Origin of the sequence: Allofrancisella frigidaquae, assembly GCF_012222825.1 — a bacterium.
Taxonomy (GTDB): Bacteria; Pseudomonadota; Gammaproteobacteria; order Francisellales; family Francisellaceae; genus Francisella; species Francisella frigidaquae.
On the sequence record NZ_CP038017.1, the window covers coordinates 1246608 to 1269768 of the forward strand.

The following is a 23161-nucleotide window of genomic DNA, read 5'->3' on the forward strand; positions in this document are numbered from 1 at the left end:
CGAGCCCTTTAGTCTTTAATAATCTAAAGAGTGCCAAACCCTCAAAATTATTGTAACATGATTAATATAATTAAAGAACTTTTTCCAAAGATTCTTGAATTGTTTTAGGGATGTTATATTTGATTTCTTTGGTAGCTTCATAAATAGCGGTCTCAAAGGCATTAGCACTAGCGCTACCATGGCTTTTTATGACGATCCCTGTTAGGCCTAACAAAGAAGCTCCATTAAAGCTATCCAAATTCATTCCTTTTTTCATTTTCTTGAAAAGTGGTAAAGCCATAATCGTTGGTATTTTCATTAACCAAGAGCCTTCAACTACAGTTTTTTTAATTAAAGACTCTATAAGCCTTAAAGTACCTTCCATAGTTTTTAGTGAAACATTACCAACAAAACCATCACAAACTATGACATCTGTAGAATCATCAAAAATATATTTACCTTCTATATAGCCATTATAGTTGATAAAATCACAGCCTTGTAAAAGTTTGGCAGCATTTTTAATATTATCCAACCCTTTCATCTCTTCTTCACCAATATTAAGTAAAGACACTCTTGGCTCAGCTATACCTTTTGAACTTGCTGCTAAAATGGAGCCCATGATAGCAAATTGAAAAAGCTGTTCAGAAGAACAAACCACATTTGCACCTAAATCTAGCATATAGGTTTTACTTAGTTTTTTAGTTTCCCTATTGTACGCTGGTAAAGCATAAACTATTGCAGGGCGGTCTACTCCATTGATAGTTTTTAGAACAAATTTTGATATAGCCATTAATGCCCCAGTATTACCAGCACTAACACAAGCGTTTACCGAGCCATCTTTAACAAGGTTAACAGCTACGCGCATAGAAGAATCTTTCTTTTTTCTTACAGCTATAGATGGAGATTCATCCATTCCAATAGTTTCACCAGCATGATGAATAGCTATTCTTTGTAGAATTGGCAGTTTTATCTTTTTTAGTTTTGAATATCTGTCTAAAGCTCTTTTAACCTTATGGTGATCCCCAACTAAAACAATTTGTAAGTTGGGGTCTTTTCTTACAGCTTCAAGAGCTGCTGGAATCGTAGTATTTAAACCATGATCACCACCCATTGCATCTATAGATATTTTGTAACCCATAATAAATAAAACTTCCTATTTTATTTCAAAAAAATTATTTTACTAAAAGTTGGTGTAGTAAAGTGATGTAATTATAATTTTCTGGGAGAAGGAATTTAGTCTTCAGATTTTACCTCTACTACTTTTTTACCCTTGTAAAACCCGTTTGGTGATACGTGGTGTCTTAGGTGTAATTCACCAGTTGCTTTATCAGTTGATAAAGTAGCTGTAGATAAAGAGTCGTGTGACCTTCTCATATCTCTTCTTGATCTGCTTTTTTTGACTTGTTGTACTGCCATTTTATGTAACCTCCGGTAGAAATTTTACTATTTTTATTTAGTGTTGTTTAAGTACTTTTAAAACCTCAAAAGGGTTTTCCTTTTTTTCAACAACGTTTTCTTGCTTGCTATAGTATGAATGTTTTTTGCTTTTTTTACAAGTGTTAGCGTTGTTTTTTGGTATTAACGGTAAGTCTAAAAGTATTTCTTCTTTGATTACATCTGCTAAATTTATAATAGCTGTGCTACAAATAAAAGGCTCATACAAGCTATCTTGAACTAGTCTATCATCTTCGACAACCATAATAGTGTTAGATGCATTAAAATCATACCCAAAAGGTTCCAGAGATTCTTGGCAAATTAGTTCTAAGTTGCTAGAGATATTATATTTAATACAAGGTTTACCATTTTCTTCAAAAAAAGAAAAATTACAGTTAAATATATAGGGCGTTTCTAAAATATAATCAGATAGCTCGCTAAGATCAGTAAGTATAATTTCAAAAGCTATTAATTCTCTTTTTTGCTTGGCATATGTACTATAATTTATATCGTATTTATTTTTCATAATCAGCTTTCTAAGTGTGTTACTTATATTTGGAATATTCTAACTTGGTTTCTTGTTTTATTAAAGTTGCTATTGTATCATCTTAGTGTTGTTCATATTACTTTAATTTTTTACTTAGAAGGTCAATCACATGTCTTTACCTATCTTTCAAGAGTTTTCAAATGCCATAAGATTTTTGGCTATAGATGCAACATTAAAAGCTAAATCCGGTCATCCCGGAATGCCTATGGGGATGGCTGATATCGCAACTGTTTTGTGGACAAAATTTCTCAAACACAATCCTAAAAATCCTCACTGGATTAACCGCGATAGATTTATCCTTTCAAATGGTCATGGCTCTATGCTTTTATATGCTTTATTGCACCTAACTGGTTACGATGTCTCTATTGAGGATATTAAAAATTTTAGACAACTTCACTCTAAAACTCCTGGCCACCCAGAATATGGTTATACTTCAGGAGTTGAGACGACAACCGGACCTCTTGGACAAGGTCTTGCAAATGCTGTTGGCATGGCTTTAGGGGAAAAGCTTTTATCACAAAGATACAACACTCCTGATTGCGAACTTATAGATCACTATACATATGTGTTTTTAGGGGATGGGTGCTTAATGGAAGGCATATCTCATGAGGCATGCTCATTAGCTGGCACGTTGGGTTTGAATAAACTTATAGCTTTTTGGGATGACAATAATATATCTATAGATGGTGATACCAAAGGTTGGTTTACAGACAATACAGTCGAAAGATTTAGATCTTATGGTTGGCATGTTATTGAAAGTATAGATGGTCATGATACCAAAGCTATAGAGCAAGCTATTATACACGCGCAATCTGAACAAAAAAGACCTACTTTAATATGTTGTAAAACAGTGATAGGTTTTGGCTCACCAGAAAAAGCTGGTACAGCATCAGTACATGGCTCCCCATTAAGTGTGGAGGAGAGAAATTCAGCAGCCAAAGAATTAGGTTGGCAATATGACTCTTTTGAAATACCTAATGAAGTGTATAGATTTTGGGATACTACCCAACGTGGTCAAATATTAGAGACAAATTGGCAAAAGCGTTGGGAAGTTTACAAATTAAATCCTAAATATAATGAGCTTAAGAGAGTTTTAGATAAAGACATTCCAGCAAAACTTGAAAAAGAAGTCCAAAGTTATATAAAATCACAAATAGAAAATCCCACCAAGGTGGCTACACGAAAAGCATCTCAAATGTCACTGGAAGTACTATGTAAGCATATGCCAGAAATGTTTGGAGGATCAGCGGATCTTACAGGTTCAAACAACACTAACTGGAGTGGCTCAGTTTGGTTAAATAATACGGATAAAGGAGCTAATTATCTCTCATACGGTGTGCGTGAGTTCGGTATGGCTGCGATTATGAATGGCTTAAGCCTGTATGGTGGTTTAAAGCCATATGGTGGTACTTTTCTTGTATTTAGTGACTATTCACGAAATGCTATCAGGATGGCTGCGCTTATGAAACAACCTGTCATACATGTAATGTCACATGATTCTATAGGGCTAGGTGAAGATGGTCCGACACATCAGCCAATTGAACATATCCCAAGTTTGAGATTGATACCTAATCTTAATGTTTGGCGTCCAGCTGATACAGTGGAAACAATGATCGCTTGGTATGAGGCTATTAAATCAAAAGATACTCCTAGTGTTATGGTGTTAACTCGTCAAGGGTTGCAGCCAATAGTCGTTTCTATGGAAAAAGCTAGCAACATATCTAAAGGAGGATACCTAGTTAAACAATATTCAGATGCTAAAGCTACGATAGTTGCGACAGGTTCCGAAGTTGAGTTAGCTGTAAAAGTAGCTGATGAGTACAGTAACAAAGGTATAAATATAAATGTTGCGTCTATACCTTGTGTAGAAATTTTTGATAAGCAAACTGATATATATAAAACCTCTGTAATTAGACAAGATATTCCAGCAGTATTTGTTGAGCTTGCTCAGCCAGACACATGGTACAAATATATGCCAAAGACAGGTGGTGAAGTTAAAGGAATAACAACTTTTGGAGAATCAGCGCCTGCTGAAGAGTTGTTTGAATATTTTGGCTTTACCGTGGAAAATATAAGCAATATAGTTGCTAAATACGTTTAAAAACTTTATCTGATAAATATTAGTTAAAAAATCTAATAAAAGGAGACTAAAATGAAAGTTGCTATTAATGGTTTTGGTAGAATAGGTCGTTTAGCATTTCGTCAAATGTTTGACAAAGATGGGATTGAAATAGTAGCAATCAATGATTTAACAAACCCAAAAATGTTAGCTCACTTGTTAAAATATGATTCCGCTCAAGGTAGGTATGCTAGAGCTGATGAGGTTTCTGCTAAAGAAAATTCTATAGTTGTAGGAGAAAAAGAGATAAAAATTTACGCACAAGCAGATGCTACTAAACTACCTTGGGGTGAGTTAGATGTAGATGTTGTTTTAGAGTGTACAGGTTTTTACGCGTCAAAAGCAAAATCCCAAGCTCATATAGATGCTGGAGCTAAAAAAGTTGTAATTTCTGCTCCAGCAGGAAATGATCTACCAACAGTTGTTTATAATGTTAACCATAATATTTTAACAGCAGAAGATAAAGTTATATCAGCAGCGTCTTGTACTACTAACTGTTTAGCTCCTATGGCAAAAACACTGCATGATCTAGCAAATATAGAAAAAGGGTTCATGACAACTATTCATGCTTATACAGGTGATCAAAACACTCTTGATGGCCCGCATAGAAATGGTGATTTACGTCGCGCTCGTGCTGCTGCTATAAACATAGTACCAAACTCAACTGGAGCTGCAAAAGCTATAGGCTTAGTTATTCCAGAATTAGCAGGTAAACTAGATGGTGCCGCTCAGCGTGTGCCAGTTGCAACTGGATCTTTAACTGAGCTTGTTGCCGTTGTATCTAAGAGTGTGACAGCAGAAGAGATAAATGTAGCTATGAAATCAGCAGCTAATGAATCTTTTGGCTACACTGAAGAAGAATTAGTTTCAAGTGATGTTATAGGAATTTCTGAAGGCTCACTATTTGATGCGACTCAAACTAAAGTTACTTCACTAGGTGATAAATCTCTAGTGAAAGTGGTATCTTGGTATGATAACGAAATGTCTTATACAAACCAAATGGTTAGAGTAGTTAAGCTGATAGGGTCTTTATAATTTGGAGCTAATATGAGTTTTCTAACTATAAAAGATGTAAACCTAAAAGATAAAAAAGTAATAGTTAGGGTTGATTTTAACGTTCCTGTTAAAGATGGTAAAGTCACTAGCACTGTAAGAATTCAGGCAGCTATCCCTACTATAGAGTATATCTTAGAACAAGGCGGGAGACCGATTTTATTATCTCATCTTGGACGCCCTACTGAGGGTGAGTATGATCCTGAGTTTTCGCTAGAACCTGTAGCGAGAGCCTTAGAAGAAATAATCCATAAGCCAGTAAGGTTTGAAAAAGATTGGCTTGCGGGTGTTGATATTAAAGCTGATGAAATTATTATGTGTGATAACGTTCGCTTTAATAAAGGTGAGAAAAAATCTGATGATGAGCTATCTAAAAAAATAGCAAGTTTAGGGGATGTATTTGTAATGGATGCCTTTGCAACAGCTCATCGTGCTCAAGCCTCTACTTATGGAGTAGCAAAGTATATTTCAGTTGCATGCGCTGGATTTTTAGTTTCAAATGAAATCAAAGCTTTAGAGAAAGCATTAAAAAACCCTAAAAAGCCAATGGCTGCCATAGTAGGCGGCTCAAAGGTATCTACTAAACTATCGGTTTTACATAATTTACTTGATAAAGTCGAAACTTTGGTAGTTGGTGGAGGCATAGCTAATACATTTATAAAAGCGCAAGGATATTCTGTAGGTAGTTCACTTTATGAGCAAGAATTAGTTTGCCAAGCAAAAGATATTCTAATAAAAGCTCAACAAAAAGGTATTAATATACCTGTCCCTGTAGATGTAAGAGTTGCTAAAGAGTTTAGCGAAAATGCTCAAGCAGTTATAAAAAATGTAGCTGACGTAACTGATGATGATATGATCTTGGATATAGGACCTAAATCAGCAGAAAATATTACTAAGCTACTAAATTCTTCAAGTACTATATTATGGAATGGACCAGTTGGTGTATTTGAGTTTGATAGCTTCTCAGAAGGCACAAAAGCTTTATCATTAGCTATTGCTAATTCAAAAGCATTTTCTGTAGCTGGCGGTGGTGATACTATAGCGGCTATAGAAAAATTTGATATAAAAGATAAGGTTTCTTATATATCAACAGCAGGTGGAGCATTCTTAGAATTTTTAGAAGGTAAAGAGTTACCAGCTATTGAAATATTAAAAGAAAAAGCAAAAAAATAATTTTATTTAAGGTGATACTTATGAGAAGAACCAAAATTTTAGCTACCCTTGGACCTGCAAGTGAATCTAAAGAAGTCCTTACTGAGATGATAAAGGCTGGGGTTAACGCTGTTAGGTGTAATTTCTCACATGGATCTGCTGAAGACCATAGAAAGAGAGTTGAACTGATCCGTCAAATTGCAAAAGAGCAAGATACTTATGTTGGGATATTGGCAGATTTGCAGGGTCCTAAGATCAGACTTTCTAAATTTAAAAATGGTTCTGTAGAGATAAAAAAAGGGCAAAAATTTATACTTGATGCCGATCTTGGTGTAAATGATGGCGATGAGAATACAGTAGGTATTGATTATAAAGAGTTAATTAAAGACGTTAAATCTGGAGATATTTTACTAGTTGATGACGGTAAAATTGTTTTGCAGGTTGAGTCAGTCAAAGAAAATAAAGCTACAACTAAAGTAGTTATTGGCGGTAAAGTTTCTAATAACAAAGGAATCAATAAAAAAGGCGGCGGACTTACCGCCCCAGCTCTTACAGATAAAGATAAAGAAGATATTAAAATAGCAGCGATGCTACAGGTGGATTTTTTAGCTGTGTCTTTTGTAAGGGATGGTAAAGACATGGAGTATGCTCGTCAATTAGTACATGAAGCTGGTTGGAAACCAGCTATGGTTGCCAAGATTGAAAGAGCCGAAGCAGTACACAAAGAAACCTTAAAAAGCATCATAGAAGCTTCCGATTTAGTTATGGTTGCTCGTGGTGATTTAGCTGTAGAAATTGGTGACGAAAATGTCCCTACTGTACAAAAGCTGATTATTAGTACAGCTAGACAAAATGAAAAAGGATCTATTACCGCCACTCAAATGATGGAATCAATGATAGAAAACTCCTCTCCTACACGTGCTGAAGCTTCTGATGTAGCAAACGCTGTATTTGACGGTACAGATGCGGTTATGCTTTCAGCTGAAACAGCTGTTGGTAAATATCCAGTAGAGACTATTGCTGCTATGTCAAGAATTTGTGAATCTGCTGAAAAAAGCAAGTATAACCACATTATTAAAAAACAAAAAATAGCTGATTGTAGTCGAATTGATCATGCCGTATCAGTAGCAGCCGTTAAGATAGCTAATGATATTGGTGCTAAAGGTTTAATTGTTTTAACAGAAGGTGGAAATACTTCACGCTGGATGTCACGAATAAATACAGATTTACCGATTTATGCACTATCTCGTAATACTCCAACATTAGGGGCTATGACTTTGTTTAGAGGTGTCATACCAATATATTTTGACTCTACTAGAATGTCAAAAGTATATGTAAACAGGTCTGCCTCTATGGAGCTTGAAAGTAGAAAGTTAGTAAAAGAGGGAGATATTCTTGTACTTACTAGCGGTGACAGTATGGGTGTACATGGAAGTACTAATAAAATCAAAGTAATAATAGCCGGTCAAGTAAGGTAAAAGGAGAAAATAAATGGCTTTAGTTTCATTACGTCAACTATTAGATCATGCAGCAGAACATGGGTATGGAATCCCAGCTTTTAACGTAAATAATTTAGAACAAGTAAGGGCTGTTATGGAGGCTGCTGATAAAGTAAATTCACCAGTTATTTTACAAGGTTCTGCAGGTGCTAGAAAATACGCTGGCGCTCCTTTTATCAGACATTTAGTTTTAGCTGCTATAGAAGAATATCCACATTTACCAGTTTGTATGCATCAAGATCATGGAACGTCCCCAGCAGTTTGTCAACGATCTATTCAGTTAGGCTTTTCATCTGTGATGATGGATGGCTCGCTAAAAGCAGACGGCAAAACTCCAGCAGATTATGAATATAATGTAAATGTAACTAAAACTGTTACAGATATGGCTCATGCTTGTGGTGTCTCTGTTGAAGGTGAGCTAGGTTGTCTTGGCTCTTTGGAAACTGGACAAGCCGGTGAAGAAGATGGTATAGGTGCAGAAGGCACCTTATCTATGGATCAGCTATTAACAGACCCAGAAGAAGCGGCTGATTTTGTAAGAAAAACTAAAGTTGATGCGTTAGCAATTGCTATTGGTACAAGTCATGGAGCTTATAAGTTTACTAAGCCACCTACAGGTGACGTATTATCTATAAAAAGGGTAAAAGAAATCCATGCTAGAATTCCAGGTACACACTTAGTGATGCATGGCTCATCTTCTGTACCACAAGATTGGCTAGAGGTGATTAACAACTATGGTGGTGCAATGGGTGAGACCTATGGTGTGCCAGTAGAAGAAATTGTTGAAGCAATAAAATATGGTGTACGTAAAGTAAACATCGATACTGATTTACGTATGGCAGCAACTGGTGCAATAAGGAGATTTTTAGCAGAAAACCCCGCTGAATTTGACCCACGTAAATACAATGCTGTAGCTAAAAAAGCAATGTCTGAAATTTGCCAAGCTAGGTATGAGGCTTTTGGTAGTGCTGGTATGGCTAGCAAAATCAAGCCAATCTCACTTGAAACAATGTTCCAGCGTTATGAAAATGGTGAGTTAGATCCAGTTGTTAAGTAGTCACCAATTCATACCAAATGTTTTTCTATGCTTTTTTCACATACTTCTAGTGCTTCACAAATAGTTTTATAAAACTTTGATTTTTGCAAATTTTTAGGAACATTCATCTCTGACGTTTTACAACCACCCAAACCATCTTTCAAACCAGCTAGGCTCCTCACTTCCATCTGGCCTTAATTTTTTAAGGTAATTACTATTTGGATAATTCTTTTTAAGCACTTCAAGGTTTACTTTTGCTTGCTCATTCAAACCCAAATCCCTATATGCTTTTATAGTTATTACTAGAGCGTCTTCTGTAGATGAACTTTGAGGATAATTACGTATGACTTGTGATGCTCTATCAATAGCCGCATTAAAAGCCCCCCTCTTATAATAAAAGTGCGCAATATTATCATAGTATTTTGCTATCGTATTATTTATATAAATCATCCTACGCTTAGCATCTGAAACAAATGAGCCGTTAGGGTCTAAAGCTAAGGCTTTCTCAAAATTATTATATGCCTCAGTGTAGCCAGTAGGGTCATGATGACCCATATCATATGGAGCATAAGTTTGTAAAAGCCCCCTACCATTTTCAAAACCAACTACCCCAATCATATAGTAAATGTAGCCTTTGTACTTACTATATGGATACATCTTGATAAACTGCTGTGCTAAAGCTAATGACATAGTCGATTCGTCATTCATATAGTATACATATACAAGATCAACCATACCTTTTTCAGCTAAAGGAGTAAAAGGATACTGTGCAACTAATGATTTATAAGATCTGACCGCATCAAAATAATCATTATTTTGCATTTGTTTATGGGCATTTGCATAAATAAACTCTGCTGTGTAGCCTGTGTAGACCTGAGGTAGCTCATTATCTTTCTTAGGGCCACACCCCGCTACAGCAAAAATCATAGATAAAATAACTATTAAATATAAAAATCTAGTCATTTGATTAGCTATCCTTTATTTTTCTTATATAATTTCCATACAAAAAATTATAAAATTTACGCTACGTATAGCAATTTAAACTATGGCAAATAATACACTATCCAAGCGATTTCATCAAAAAATTATTCTAACACCTGAACACGCAGGCAAAAGGTTAGATATAGCTGTTAATGAAGTATTTGAGGATTTTTCGCGCTCTCAAATACAAAAATGGATAAAAGATGGCTCTATAACTTTAAATAATAGCCATACTAAAGCTAAACATATAGTTATTGGAGATGAAGAAATAGAAATAGATGTCACATTTGTACCAACAAATGAATGGTTAGCTGAAGATATTAAACTAAATATCATTTATGAAGATGAAAATATTATTGTTATAAATAAACCAGCAAATATGGTTACTCATCCAGGTGCTGGGAATATGACTGGCACTATTTCAAATGCTCTGCTAAATCTCAATAAAAACCAACAAAACTTACCTCGTGCTGGGATCGTTCACCGCCTAGATAAAGATACTACTGGTCTTATGGTAGCTGCTAAGACTAGTTTGGCTTACCTTAGTCTTATCCAGCAACTATCAGATAGAACGGTATCTAGGAAATATCTAGCAGTAGTAGAGGGTGAAATTTACGAATCAGGTACAATTGACCAACCAATAGGTCGTGACCCTAACAATAGAATCAAAATGGCTATTAACTATAGTGGCAAACAAGCTATCACAAACTATACTCCTTTGGAGATATACGATGGGTTTACTCTAGTAGAATGTAAGCTAGAAACAGGCCGCACACATCAAATAAGAGTACACATGAAAAGTATCAATCACCCTTTAGTAGGTGACCAAACCTATAACAAATCCTCTTCTAAACTAAAAAATACAAACCTCGCCTGTTTCCCTAGACAAGCCTTACATGCTTATAGTCTTTCGTTTACTCACCCTTTAACTCATAAAATACTAAACTTTACATGTGATATGCCATGTGATATGTTAAATCTTATATCACAACTTAGGTTGACTATATCAGACGACCCCAGTCTAACAGAGGATTATTAAAATATGGTAACTGATAAATTACATACTCTTAGAAATTTCGTACTTTTCTGCAGTTTTATAATACTAGCAACTTTCTTATCTTTTGATCATGGAAAAGCTAAACACGACAGTTATGCTCTAGCAACCAAAATTAGCCAGAAATCTGACAAGCCAGATTTTCTTAATATAGATGATACCGCTGAAAAAAAACAAGCTTTTATAAACTACATCTTAAAAGCGATTCAAAATGCTAACAAAGAAATTTGTGCTCAGCAAGAAGAATTACAGAAACTCAAAAAGGCTTACGATAAAAACCAAAAACTCACAAAGAAGCAGCTAGATAGGCTTAACACATACTTATCCTACTATAAAATACGAAATGCTACAGACACCCAACAGATGATAAATCAGTTAAAAATAAAAGTCGGTACCGTACCTAGCAGCTTTGTTATAGCTCAAGCGGTGCTCGAAAGTGGTTGGGGCACTTCACGTTTTGCTAGAGAGTATAGTAACTATTTTGGGCTTCACTGTTTTTCTGAAGATTGTGGTGTTAAAGCCTCAGGAGCTAACGTATATTTAGAAACTTTCCCTAACGCAACAGAAAGCGTTTTAGGATACTATTATAGACTTAATACAGGCACAAAATTTAAACAGTTCAGGCTTACTCGTCAGCAAGTTAAAAACCATACTCTTCCACGTTCTGCTATGCTTGATACTTTAGAAAACTACTCAGAGTTAGATGGTGAAGAATATAAAAACCGCCTAGAAGGTGTAATTAGACCTAATAATTTAACTCAATATGATAATGATGGTACATGTTAATCCAATACTTTAGATATTCATGTTGGTATTAAACTATTTTTCTTGTATATTAGATTAATTAAGATATTGCTGCCCAGTATAATCGGTATGAATATAAGAGTAGTTCAAAACACTATTTATTTCGAAGGCTTTCTAACACTTAAGCAAATAAAACCAAAGCTTATTGAAAAGCCTCTGAATAATCTAAAAAATAATATTCAGTTTGTTGATATAACAAACGTTAAAGAATTAGATACTGCTGGTGCTTATATAATATTAAAAACCTTAGCTAAATTTAAACTCGACAAAAAACAAATCATTTGTAACTCAAAAAGAAACCAAAACCTGATTAATCTAACAAACCGAAATCTACCTACTAAAAAAATTAGTGAATTTTCAAAAAAGCCAAATGCTGTTTTTAATAGTATTTATATATTAGGCAAAAATACCAACGATCTAATAGCAGAAATTAAATTAAGTATTAGCTTCTTAGGAGCGATTGTTCTAGGTTATTTAAACTTTTTTAGACGACCTTATGGTTCTTTTTTTTCTATTGTATTAAATATAGCATATGACTCAACTATTAAAGCGCTTAGTATTGTTATACTTTTATCATTGATTATTGGCTTAGTTTTAACATACCTACCACTTAATTTAATGATGCAGTATGGTACACAAATATTTGTCGTTGATATGTTAGGCATATCCTCTTTTAGAGAGTTTGCTCCCTTGTTTACTGCCATAATAATAGCTGGTAGAAGCGGTTCTGCTTTTACCTCAGAGATAGGAATTATGAAAGTAAATGAAGAAATTGACGCCCTTCAGACAATTGGTGAAGACCCTATACAACGCTTAGTTTTACCACGAATTACGGCTCTAATAATTAGCTTACCAGTACTAACAACTGTAGCGATGATAGCTAATATTACAGGAGGTATTATTATTACTTACTTGATTGCAGATATAACTCCTCTTGAATTCATCGATAGACTATTTTCAAATGTAAATGTCAGTCATTTTTATATTGGATTATCGAAAACACCTTTTTTTGCTCTAGTAATCGCTGGCATTGGTTGCCTAAAGGGTATGTCTGTTAAAAGAGACTCTCAAAGTGTTGGTAAAGCAACTACAACAAGTGTTGTGTACTCAATATTTCTAATAATCATTGTTGATGCAATCTTTGCTGTTTCACTAAATGGCGTTGCTTAGGAATCATTTTTATGGATAAAAATATTATTGAAATAAGAGACCTAAGCACAAAATTTGGTAAAGAGTGGATCCACAAAGATTTAAACCTTGATATTCCAGCTAAAAAAATTAGCTGTATAATTGGTGCTAGTGGCTGTGGAAAAACTACACTTATGCGTGAAATACTCATGCTACAACCAATTTATTCTGGAAAAATATTCTTATTAGGTCAAGAGATTTCTAAACTTGCTGATAATCCCTATAAGCGAAAACAAATATCAAGCAAAATGAGTATGATGTTTCAACACTGTGCCTTATTCTCCTCATTAACAAATTTACAAAATGTCATTTTCCCTCTCAAGCAACATACAGATCTGCCCTTAGATATACTAACTGACATAGCTATCATTAAACTTAAAATGGTAGGGCTAAAAGAAGAAGCTTTTGATAAATACCCTTCTGAAATAAGTGGAGGTATGTTAAAAAGGGTTGCTTTGGCTAGAACTATAGTACTAGATCCTAAAATAATATTTCTAGATGAACCTAATGCAGGGTTAGACCCTTATTCTGCTAGAGCTATGGATGAGTTAATCTTATATCTAAAGAATGAGCTTGAGATGTCTGTAGTTATGATAACTCATGATTTAAGCACAATTTGGAATATAGTCGATGATATAATATATATGGATAATAAAAAAATAATGTTACATGATACTGTTGAGTTTGTGTCTCAACAGACACAATATGAAAGTATAAGAAAGTTCTTTGGTTCACATAATGAAACAAAAGATATGGAGGAACCTATTTATGAATGAAAATAGTATAAAAAATATAATTGCTGGCTTATTTGTTATTTTTATGGTTTTTGTGATGATATTTATTGGCGTTTTTCTATCTGGAGGTTTCAAAAGTCAAGCTACTACAACTTTTGTAACAAACTTTAAGAGTATCTCAGGTTTAAGCGTAGGCTCTGACGTATCATACAAAGGACTTAGCGTTGGTAAAGTTTCAGATATATTAATCAATAAAGAAAATCCTAAACTGATAAGTGTTTACATGAAGATCTATGATAATATTACCATTTTCAAGCAAACTGTAGCCACCCTACAACCAATGGGCATAACAGGTCAATCAAAAGTAGTGTTGTCTTTTAATATTAGCAAAGAAGATACAGCACTAGAGCCTTTTACAAAAATAAAAGGTAAAATCCCTGAAATCAAATCCAAACCGTCACAAATTGAGAGCATTCTCAACAAAGTTAACAATATAGCCGACTCCTTACAGCAAATATCAAATAAATTCAACAAAATGCTTTCCCAGGAGAATATCCGAAGGTTCAATGAATTTACAGATAGCGTTAATATCCTATTATATAACTTGAGTAACTCATCACTATATTTTAATAAGACTCTAGTAAACTTAAATGAAAATATGACAGAAAGTCAAGAAGCTATTTCGCGGTTAAATGACGTTATTAGATTACTTCAATATGATCCTTCGATAATAGTTAGAGGCGTAGAACGCTAAGGAAAAATTATGAAAAAATACCTTTTAGTTTTATTAGCTTTAATTATACCAGCACATATATTTGCTTTTTCGTTGCTTGGAGGCCCAATCAAAGTTCCTGAAGAAAAGCAGTTTGTAATATATAACAAACAACTAGAAAAAACAGGGTTGCCTGACGTTGAAAAAGCTGATGTTAACACTACCCTTCTAGTTTACAATATACAAACTCAAGCTGTTAAATCTACATCTATGTTTTATATCCAAGGTAACCAGTTACACACTTTTGAAAACAATGTATGGGCAATACCTGTAACAACAATGCTTACAGTTGCTGTTTTCGAGTACATTCTGGATAATAATATTGTCAGCAATCTAGCTTTTCAGAATGTGAATATTCGCCAAGATTTTACTCTATCTGGCACTACACCATATGGCCCGGTTATAGATCTAGATGAACAACAATTTTACTTTTATATAACTTTTTATCTAAAAAATGAACGCAATAGCGAAACTAAAATAAAAACAATAAAATATAAGCAACCTATAGCTAGTGATGATATAACAGCAAATAACTATGTTGATTTAACAAATGATGCCTTAAAGCATATTCTTTTAGAGCTAAAACCATGGCTTGTCCACAACCTAAAAGCTCAAATAATTGAACATGCCAAAAATAATAATCCAGCACCAACTTTAATAAATATAAACCAAAAGGTTTAAAATTAATTAATAAAGCTAGCTACCAAACCTATCAATCCACCAAATACTCCTCCCCATACAACAAGCCAACCTAAATGCTCTTTTATTATTTTTTGTATAATTTCTTTTACTATTTGTGGCGTTAACTCCTCTAATCTAGCATCTATGAGTTTTTCAATTTTTGCTGTTACTTGCATTGAAACTTTTTTTTCATCAATATGAAGCTCTGCTATTAGCTGCGAAATTTTTAAATCAAGCTTAGATATAAAAGGCTCTCTTAAGGCTTCTAGAGCAACCTTCCCCCCTAAAAACATCTCTACCATTGAGCCATATCTACTATCCATTAGCATCTCGATAAAGCTGTCAAAAATTTTATTATAGTCAACCTTCTCTTTAAATGTAGTTTGTAAATACCTTTTAAGTTCGTCACTTGCTAAAAATTTCTGTAAATTCTCTTCTGAAAAAAACTGTTCCATAATCATTTTCTTAATAGCTTTTTTAAAACTATCAAATTTATTAGGAATAATCCCTGAACCATATAAAAATGGTATCTTCTCAAATAACATATAAATTGCTATCCAATTAGTTAAAGCTCCTGATAGAGCATAAAAACCTATGTTTTTTATATGTTGATCTGTGAAATACAATCCAACTAGAATTATTAAAAAAGATATTAAGTTTGTCATAAAACTTTTATTTAACAAAAACATGTATCACCTCTACTTTATTTTTTCTAATTATGGGGCATTTGCAAGCTGGAATTAGATGGGTGGTAACAAGGCAAAAATATTCAAAAAAGCACAATTTACACATAGTAAATGAATATTCTGAGAATATTTTTAACCCAGTTAGAAACATATAATTTTAGTTTGCAGCACTCCCATTATATAATAAAGAATAAACATTTTAACAAATTATAATCCTATGAGAACTATTCGTGGTTTTTTCAGTGATATTTCTAATGCTTCAACTAGCCTTCAAATAACTGGTGAATACTATAACTACTTTAAAAACGTATTACGCTTAAAAAAAAATGATTTTATAGAACTATTTAATGGCTATGATAGTAAACAATATAGAGCTAAAATCACAGCTGTAAATAATAAACATATTGAACTTGAAGTAATAAGCTCTCAGTTGATTAACAATGAAAACCCTTATACTATCAATCTTTTTCAATCAATCATTAAAAATGAAAACTTTGAATTAGTGATACAAAAAGCTACTGAATTAGGAGTTAACAACATTTTCCCTTTAATAACAGAACGAACTAATCATAAGTTTGATAAAAAAAATTTTGATAAAAAACTCGAAAGATGGACGAAAATAGCTATAAACGCCTCCGAGCAGTGTGCAAGGGTGTTTATCCCAACTATTCATAGTTTAATACAACTTGATAGTATAAATTTAGAGCCTGAAGCTTTAAACATCACATTATGTCCATATACAATAACAGACTCTACCTTTGTAGATAAAATTAAAAATAATTGTAATTTTAATGTTTTTATTGGTCCAGAAGGTGGTTTTAGTGATTCTGAAATAAACTACTTTAGAGAAAACAGTTTTTGTATGGTAAACTTAGGCAAGAGGATACTAAAGGCGGAAACTACGCCCATAAATATATTATCCATACTAAATTTCATTAAACAGAGTTAATAAATCATTGAAAAATAATTGCTATAGTGTTTTAATTAACCTAATACAACTTTAAAATTCAGGTTACGTTATGCAAAAAAACTATAAAACTCTTTCAGCTCCCTTTTGGATTGTTTGGGGTGTTGAGTTTTGGGAAAGGTTTGGATTTTACGGATTCCAAGCAATTATCGCCTTATTTTTCACGCAAAAAATGGGGTTAAGTGAAACTGAAACAATATACCTAATGGGTTCATTCTTTGCTTTTACTTTTGGTTTTATCTGGGTCGGAGGATTAATTGGAGATAAAATACTTGGAGCTAAACGTGCTGTAGTTATTGGTGCCATAATATTAGGTGTATCTTACTTAGGGTTTATCTTTGCTAACCAACAGACGATATATTATATATTTTCTGGGATTATTATTGGTAATGCTGTCTTTAAAGCCAATCCTTCATCCCTAATATCCAAAATGTTTGAAAAAGGTGATGGTCGCTTAAACAGTGCTATGACTTTATACTATCTTGCGATTAATATAGGCGGTCTAACATGCATGGCTTTAACGCCCGTTATCTCTGAAATTTATGGTTATACGTATGCTTTTGTGTTATGTGGTTTCGGCCTGTTTATAGGACTTTTTGGTTTTTTAACTTTTTATAGCAAAATGAAAGACTTAGATACAGATATTGGCAAACAACCTGTAAATAAAACCCATCTTATTTACATATTAATCGGATTAATTATTGCCTTTCTAATAATAGCAAACATTTTAGCTAATACTACTTTATGTATAATTCTAACAGCTATAGTAGTATGTATAGCTACAATATATTTTCTATATATAGCATTTGGCTTAGAAAAAATTGACAGAAATAGGATGTTTGTAGCTCTAATACTTATAATCGAAGCTATAGTCTTTTATGCTTTATACTTCCAAATGCCCACAACTCTTACTTTCTTTGCTAAACATAATGTTGAGTTAAATATCCTAGGATGGAGTGTACCAGCAGCACAGTATCAATTTCTCAACCCACTATGGATAGTAATTTTTTCCCCTATTCTAGCAATAATCTACAAAAAAAGTAAACTCACTCACGCTACAAAATTCTGTATAGGGATGGCTTTGATGTTTATTTCATACAGCATATTATATTGTACTAAATTCTTTGCTACAAACTACGTTGTTTCTGGAAACTGGTTAATTATTTCTTATGCTGCCTCCTCTTTAGGCGAGCTTTTAATTTCCGGACTTGGACTAGCTATGGTAGCTGAACTGTGTCCTGCTTTTATTTCTGGGTTTGTTATGGGATTTTGGTTTATAGCCACCATGATAGCTTCATACCTTGCTTCATTTATAGGCTCATTCATAGCTTTACCAAAAGATAGTACTGGTATTACAAAACAGCAAATCTTAGAAATGTATACAACTGTATTTGGTAACATAGCCATTGGAGTGGCTATTGTTACGGTTATCATGCTTATACTGACCCCTACACTAAATAATTACACTCGTAAAATAGAGGTTGTTGATGACCATAAAGCTGAAGTTGGCAATTCAATTTAATCAAAGAAAGCCTTTCTCACGCTCTTAAAAATATTGCAAAAATATTATCATAATGCTTTAATATATTTCACTAAATATTATTTTTATGGCACTTTTAATGAATAAAAACAACAATACGCTTTCAGCCCCTTTTTGGATTGTTTGGGCGATTGAATTTTGGGAAAGATTTGGTTTTTATGGTTTCCAAGCTATTATTGCTTTGTATTTTACAAAAAAAATAGGACTAACTGAATCACAGACTATATACATAATGGGCTCTTTTTTTGCTTTTACATACGGCTTTGTGTGGATAGGAGGCTACCTAGGCGATAAGGTACTTGGTGCCAAGCGAAGCGTCATTTTAGGATCAATAATACTAGCAATCTCTTATTGGTCTTTTAGCTTTGCCAATAAAGAGACTATCTACTATACTCTTGCTGGTATCATAATAGGAAATGCTATTTTTAAAGCTAATCCATCTTCACTAATATCAAAGATGTTTGAAAAAGGTGATAATAGATTAGATGGGGCTATGACACTATACTATATGGCCATAAATGTAGGATCGTTATTTTCTATGAGTATAACTCCTATTATTGCTGAAACATTAGGTTATAAATATGCTTTTATAATTTGTGGCTTAGGTCTAGTAACTGGGCTTATAGGGTTTTTGATTTTCTATAATAAAATGCAAACACTCTATACAGTAGCAGGTAGTAAACCATTAAACAAAACCAAATTTGTTTACACATTAGCAGGAGCTTTAGTTTCTTTACTAATAATAGCCCATATATTACCTAATACTAAGCTATGTGTAAGCCTAACTGCTATTATAGTCATTATTGCTACAACTTATTTTTTATACATGGCTTTTACTTCAAGCAGTTATGAAAGAAATAGGATGCTTGTAGCTTTGGTTTTAATAATTCAAGCAATCATATTTTTTGCTTTATATTTTCAAATGCCTACTACTCTTACTTTCTTTGCTGAACACAATGTGCAATTAGATATATTTGGATGGAATGTACCTTCTGCACAATACCAAGTACTAAATCCTTTTTGGATAGTAGTACTATCTCCTTTACTAGCTATAATATATAAGAAAAACAATTCAAGCCACGCTAGCAAATTTTGTTTTGGTATGTTTATGATGTTTACATCTTACGCTATCCTTTATTTTACAAAGTTCTTTGCTACAAATGGCATAGTTTCTGGAAATTGGTTAGTTATTTCTTATGCTGCCTCATCATTAGGTGAACTTTTAATTTCCGGACTTGGATTAGCTATGGTTGCAGAACTTTGTCCTGCTACATTTTCAGGATTTGTTATGGGCTTTTGGTTTATTTCTAGTATGATTGCCTCATATCTTGCTTCTTTTATTGGTTCATTTATAGCACTTCCAGAAGGTGTCACACTAACAGTCCAAGAAAGTCTAGAAACTTATACTCATGTATTTGGAGTTATAGCACTAGCTCTTATAGTAATCACTGTATTAATGATAATCTTAGTACCTACTTTGAATAAATATATTAAAGGCATCCATGCTATTGAAGACCATAAAATAGATAATGTTTAACCAAAAGTTTATAATTTTTCTCGATAGTTCTAGATTTTATTTGCTAAAATATATTAACCAAAATGGCCTTTAAACAATTTATGACTAAATTTTCTAAACAAACGTGGTTAAATAACTACTCAAAACACGTACCTACAACTATTGATAATAATGCTCAGACAATATTGGATTTTTATGAAAATGCTATAATACAATTTCCTTATAAAATAGCTTTATCTTGCCATGAAGTCGACTTTACTTACTCAAAACTAGATGACCTAGCTACAAAATTAGCTAGCTACCTACAGAATAATCTTGGTGTACAAAAAGGCGATAGAGTTGCTATAATCTTGCCAAATTGCGTGCAATTTACAGTTAGTTTATTTGCATGTATAAAGATTGGAGCTATTTTTGTAAACATTAACCCACTGTATAAGTCTGATGAGTTAGAAGCTATACTAAATGGTTGTAATGTAAAAATTGCTATTGTTTTAGATATGTTTGCCCACCATATTCAAAAAGCTAGGATAAATATACATTCTCTAGAAAATGTTATAGTAACTAATATTTCTGACTTATATTCATTTCCAAAAAAGCAGATTATTGGATTTATATCAAAATACCTTATTAAAGATAAGCCAAACTATAACAAAAACACTTTTATTTCATTTAACAAAGCTATAACTGCGGATAAAAAGCTATATCAAAGACCAACTATTTCAATAGAAAACATTCTTTGTTTACAATATTCAAGTGGTACTACAGGCAAGCCAAAAGGAGCTATTCTCACGCATAATAATGTTGCTTCTAATATTAAACAAGTCTGGGCTTGGATTAAAGCAGATATGGATTTATCAGAGCAAATAGTAATAACGGCCCTACCTTTATATCATATCTTCTCTCTAAGTGCTAACTTGTTTTGTTTTTTCTTTGCTGGAGCAAAAAACATCTTGATACCAAATGCCAGAGATATTAAAAATCTTATCAAAACAATGTCACAAAATGAATTTTCTATTTTTAATGGCCTTAACACTCTTTACATGGCGATGTTAGAGCATCCTGATTTTGATAAAATTAATAAAACGAAATATAAGTACTCTTTAAGTGGAGGCATGCCTATCTCACGTAAGATTTATTTACGGTGGTTAGATAAGACTGGTGTTGAGCTTAAAGAGGGTTATGGAATGACTGAGATGTCTCCTGCAATTTCTCTAAATAAGTTTAATGTTTCTGAAAATGATTATTTTGGCACTTGCGGATACCCTATACCAAGTACTGAACTTAGTATACGAGACATAGACACACATCAAGAAATAGTAGAATGCTTTAAAGAAGGAGAAATTTGGCTCAACGGACCCCAAAAATGCCAAGGATTTTGGGATGACGAGGAAAGTAACAAATTCTATTTTACTGAAGATGGATGGTTGAAAACTGGAGATATTGGATATATTGACAAAAAAGGCCGCCTAACAATCTCTGGAAGACTCAAAAATATGATTATTGTTTCTGGATTTAATGTATATCCTAGAGAAATAGAGATATGTATTTTAAAACTTAACCAAATAAAAGAAGTTGCAGTTACTGGAATAGCATCAAAAACTTCGGGAGAACGCGCTATAGCATTTGTATCGTTAGAAAAAGGAGCACAATTGACAGAAAAAGACATTATTGATCACTGTAGAGAAAAACTCGCTAGCTACAAGATACCAAAATCTTGCATCTTTGTTGAATCTCTCCCAAAAAATAATACTGGTAAGATTGACATTAAAAAGCTAAAAAATGACTTTCTATAAAATCTTACAAAAAATTCCAACTTTACATTTAAGCTCTTTTGGCATAAGCTTTTGCCATATTTTTGTATTTAATTTATTTTAAAATTTGACATGCAAGCAAATACACCCTCTCCTACCAAAAGCTTTTGGGGCCAAAAACGTACTATTGTTGCACTAGCGATAAGCTTGCTTGCTTTGGCAGAAATAATTGATTTAACAATTGTTGCTGTAGCCATACCACAGATCATGGGGGCTATTGGCGCAAACGTTGAAACTATAGCTGATGTGACTACCGTGTATATAGTTTCTGCGGCTATATTTATATTGCTATCTGGTTTAGTAATAGAGAAATATGGAATTAAACGTGTAGCGTTAGTTTCGTCTGTAGTTTTTGGTATCTCATCTATTATGTGTGGCTTATCTACATCGCTTACAGAGATGATTATTTTTAGGGCATTTCAAGGGATAGGTGGAGCATTTTTACCTTCTGTAGCTCAAACGTATATTTCAACAAACTTTAAAAATGATGAGTATAAAAAAATGATGACCATATATAGTATGGTTATTGTCATGGGACCTATACTTGGACCTATACTTGGTGGAGCAATATGTGAAAATATGTCTTGGGAATGGATTTTTTATGTCAACGTGCCTTTATGTATAGTAGCTTTTGTTATCATCTTATTTATGATGGAAACCACAGAAATTAAAAAGATGAAAATAGATTATACAAGTTTTAGTTTTATGGCGATAGGTGTAGGCTGCTTAGAATTTTTTATTGATAATGGTAATACAAATGGTTGGTTTGATTCTATAGAAATGATTATCTTATTTGCTATATCTATAATATCATTAGGCTTTTTCATATGGCGAGGTTTAATTTATTCCTCAGTAGTTAAATTTAGAATTTTTAAAAATATCAATTTTGTACTAGCATGCTTTTTATGCTTTACTTTCGTTTTACTATTTTCTGCAGCAATGGCGTATCTACCTACTATGCTACAACAAGTATATGGCTATCCTGTCGATCTAGCTGGTTATATCACAGCTCCTAGAGGTGTTGCTGCTGTATTTGGTGCTGCGTTTACCCAAGCATACTTAGTTAAAAAAATAGGCGTAAGAAAAACGATAAGCTTAGGAATAATCACCTTTGGCATATCATGTATTATGCAAGCTCATTTTTCAGCTACTCCTAATGAGTTATATATAGTAATAACCACTATAATACAAGGAGTTGGTATGATGATGTTTTTTATACCTTTTATGAGCATATTAGTTGTTGGTATCGCTGAAGAAGATATGGGAGATATGTCTGGCTCATTTAACTTTTTTAGAAACTTTGGTAGTTCTGTAGGAACAGCTTTTGTCGCTACATTTATCTCTAGGAGCCAACAAACTAGCTTTCAGGAACTATCTCAAAATATATCTTCGCTGAATCAAAATTTTCAAGCTTGGAGCAGCAAACTTCCACTTTCAGATTCTACTGTTATTGCTATGGCAAAACAGCAAGTAATACACCAAGGAAGCTTACTAAGCTATCTGAACTCTTTTTATGTAGTCGGTATACTTAGTCTTTTTTTAGCTGTTGTACCATTTTTATTAAAAGAACCTCCAGAAGACACCCACGCCATAGTGGCACATTAAATT

At 33.2% G+C, this 23161-nt stretch carries 22 protein-coding genes; 16 read left to right on the plus strand and 6 right to left on the minus strand.

All coding sequences use genetic code 11. The annotated features are described in order from the left end of the window. Positions 1–70: 70 nt before the first annotated feature. The 3 genes from plsX to E3E15_RS05865 form a co-directional block, all read right to left on the minus strand. The gene (plsX, locus tag E3E15_RS05855) at positions 71–1117 is read right to left on the minus strand and encodes a phosphate acyltransferase PlsX (protein WP_035719884.1); all 1047 of its coding nucleotides are present in this window, start codon (positions 1115–1117) and stop codon (positions 71–73) included. Between the two features lie 95 nt (positions 1118–1212). Further along, entirely contained in the window at positions 1213–1395 is a 183-nt protein-coding gene (gene rpmF, locus E3E15_RS05860) for a 50S ribosomal protein L32 (RefSeq protein WP_035719885.1), read from the minus strand. A gap of 37 nt (positions 1396–1432) precedes the next feature. After that, entirely contained in the window at positions 1433–1939 is a 507-nt protein-coding gene (locus tag E3E15_RS05865; RefSeq protein WP_172106950.1) for a YceD family protein, read from the minus strand. A 130-nt stretch (positions 1940–2069) separates the two neighbouring features. Between E3E15_RS05865 and tkt the strand changes: the two genes are divergently transcribed. From tkt to fba, 5 genes are read left to right on the plus strand one after another with little or no spacing between them, the layout of a single operon-like run. Further along, entirely contained in the window at positions 2070–4061 is a 1992-nt protein-coding gene (tkt, locus tag E3E15_RS05870; RefSeq protein ID WP_172106951.1) for a transketolase, read from the plus strand. 51 nt (positions 4062–4112) lie between these two features. After that, complete coding sequence (gene gap / locus E3E15_RS05875; protein WP_172106952.1) at positions 4113–5114, plus strand: type I glyceraldehyde-3-phosphate dehydrogenase; 1002 nt, start codon at positions 4113–4115, stop codon at positions 5112–5114. A 12-nt stretch (positions 5115–5126) separates the two neighbouring features. After that, positions 5127–6305 (plus strand): phosphoglycerate kinase, encoded by a 1179-nt coding sequence (locus E3E15_RS05880; protein ID WP_172106953.1) that lies wholly within the window; start codon positions 5127–5129, stop codon positions 6303–6305. Positions 6306–6325: 20 nt separating this feature from the next. Further along, complete coding sequence (gene pyk / locus E3E15_RS05885) at positions 6326–7762, plus strand: pyruvate kinase (protein WP_172106954.1); 1437 nt, start codon at positions 6326–6328, stop codon at positions 7760–7762. A 13-nt stretch (positions 7763–7775) separates the two neighbouring features. Beyond that, complete coding sequence (gene fba / locus E3E15_RS05890) at positions 7776–8840, plus strand: class II fructose-bisphosphate aldolase (RefSeq protein ID WP_172106955.1); 1065 nt, start codon at positions 7776–7778, stop codon at positions 8838–8840. An 8-nt stretch (positions 8841–8848) separates the two neighbouring features. Here the strand turns inward: fba and E3E15_RS07960 are convergent, their stop codons facing one another. Both E3E15_RS07960 and E3E15_RS05895 read right to left on the minus strand, forming a co-directional pair. Beyond that, positions 8849–8983 carry a hypothetical protein gene (locus tag E3E15_RS07960; RefSeq protein ID WP_280954102.1) on the minus strand — a complete coding sequence of 45 codons (135 nt, stop codon included), beginning with the start codon at positions 8981–8983 and terminating at the stop codon, positions 8849–8851. Further along, the gene (locus E3E15_RS05895) at positions 8958–9782 is read right to left on the minus strand and encodes an outer membrane protein assembly factor BamD (protein ID WP_172106956.1); all 825 of its coding nucleotides are present in this window, start codon (positions 9780–9782) and stop codon (positions 8958–8960) included. The genes E3E15_RS07960 and E3E15_RS05895 overlap by 26 nt, the downstream gene beginning before the upstream one ends. An 82-nt stretch (positions 9783–9864) precedes the next feature. Between E3E15_RS05895 and E3E15_RS05900 the strand changes: the two genes are divergently transcribed. From E3E15_RS05900 to E3E15_RS05925, 6 genes are all read left to right on the plus strand, one after another. Then, positions 9865–10839, plus strand: coding sequence for an RluA family pseudouridine synthase (locus tag E3E15_RS05900; RefSeq protein ID WP_172106957.1), 975 nt, complete (start codon positions 9865–9867; stop codon positions 10837–10839). Between the two features lie 3 nt (positions 10840–10842). Next, entirely contained in the window at positions 10843–11640 is a 798-nt protein-coding gene (locus tag E3E15_RS05905; RefSeq protein WP_172106958.1) for a glucosaminidase domain-containing protein, read from the plus strand. An 87-nt stretch (positions 11641–11727) separates the two neighbouring features. Next, positions 11728–12828 (plus strand): MlaE family ABC transporter permease, encoded by a 1101-nt coding sequence (locus tag E3E15_RS05910; RefSeq protein ID WP_172106959.1) that lies wholly within the window; start codon positions 11728–11730, stop codon positions 12826–12828. Positions 12829–12839: 11 nt separating this feature from the next. Next, entirely contained in the window at positions 12840–13622 is a 783-nt protein-coding gene (locus tag E3E15_RS05915) for an ABC transporter ATP-binding protein (protein WP_035719905.1), read from the plus strand. Beyond that, positions 13615–14334 carry an MlaD family protein gene (locus tag E3E15_RS05920; RefSeq protein WP_035719907.1) on the plus strand — a complete coding sequence of 240 codons (720 nt, stop codon included), beginning with the start codon at positions 13615–13617 and terminating at the stop codon, positions 14332–14334. Before E3E15_RS05915 ends, E3E15_RS05920 begins: the two co-directional genes overlap by 8 nt. Positions 14335–14343: 9 nt before the next feature. Further along, positions 14344–15033, plus strand: a complete 690-nt coding sequence (locus tag E3E15_RS05925; RefSeq protein WP_172106960.1) for a hypothetical protein — start codon at positions 14344–14346, stop codon at positions 15031–15033. Positions 15034–15035: 2 nt separating this feature from the next. On the opposite strand, the gene E3E15_RS05930 is transcribed toward E3E15_RS05925, so the two are convergent. After that, positions 15036–15722 carry a DUF445 domain-containing protein gene (locus E3E15_RS05930; protein ID WP_172106961.1) on the minus strand — a complete coding sequence of 229 codons (687 nt, stop codon included), beginning with the start codon at positions 15720–15722 and terminating at the stop codon, positions 15036–15038. A gap of 214 nt (positions 15723–15936) precedes the next feature. Here E3E15_RS05930 and E3E15_RS05935 point away from each other — a divergent pair, with 214 nt between their 5' ends. The 5 genes from E3E15_RS05935 (at position 15937) to E3E15_RS05955 (ending at position 23158) form a co-directional block, all read left to right on the plus strand. Continuing rightward, positions 15937–16668: a 16S rRNA (uracil(1498)-N(3))-methyltransferase gene (locus E3E15_RS05935; RefSeq protein ID WP_172106962.1), complete on the plus strand. Its 732-nt coding sequence runs from the start codon at positions 15937–15939 to the stop codon at positions 16666–16668. Positions 16669–16738: 70 nt separating this feature from the next. Continuing rightward, positions 16739–18208: an oligopeptide:H+ symporter gene (locus E3E15_RS05940; protein WP_172106963.1), complete on the plus strand. Its 1470-nt coding sequence runs from the start codon at positions 16739–16741 to the stop codon at positions 18206–18208. A gap of 97 nt (positions 18209–18305) precedes the next feature. Further along, positions 18306–19763 carry an oligopeptide:H+ symporter gene (locus E3E15_RS05945; protein WP_172106964.1) on the plus strand — a complete coding sequence of 486 codons (1458 nt, stop codon included), beginning with the start codon at positions 18306–18308 and terminating at the stop codon, positions 19761–19763. Between the two features lie 80 nt (positions 19764–19843). Beyond that, the gene (locus tag E3E15_RS05950) at positions 19844–21535 is read left to right on the plus strand and encodes a long-chain-fatty-acid--CoA ligase (protein WP_172106965.1); all 1692 of its coding nucleotides are present in this window, start codon (positions 19844–19846) and stop codon (positions 21533–21535) included. A gap of 90 nt (positions 21536–21625) precedes the next feature. After that, complete coding sequence (locus tag E3E15_RS05955) at positions 21626–23158, plus strand: MDR family MFS transporter (protein WP_172106966.1); 1533 nt, start codon at positions 21626–21628, stop codon at positions 23156–23158. Positions 23159–23161: the final 3 nt, after the last annotated feature.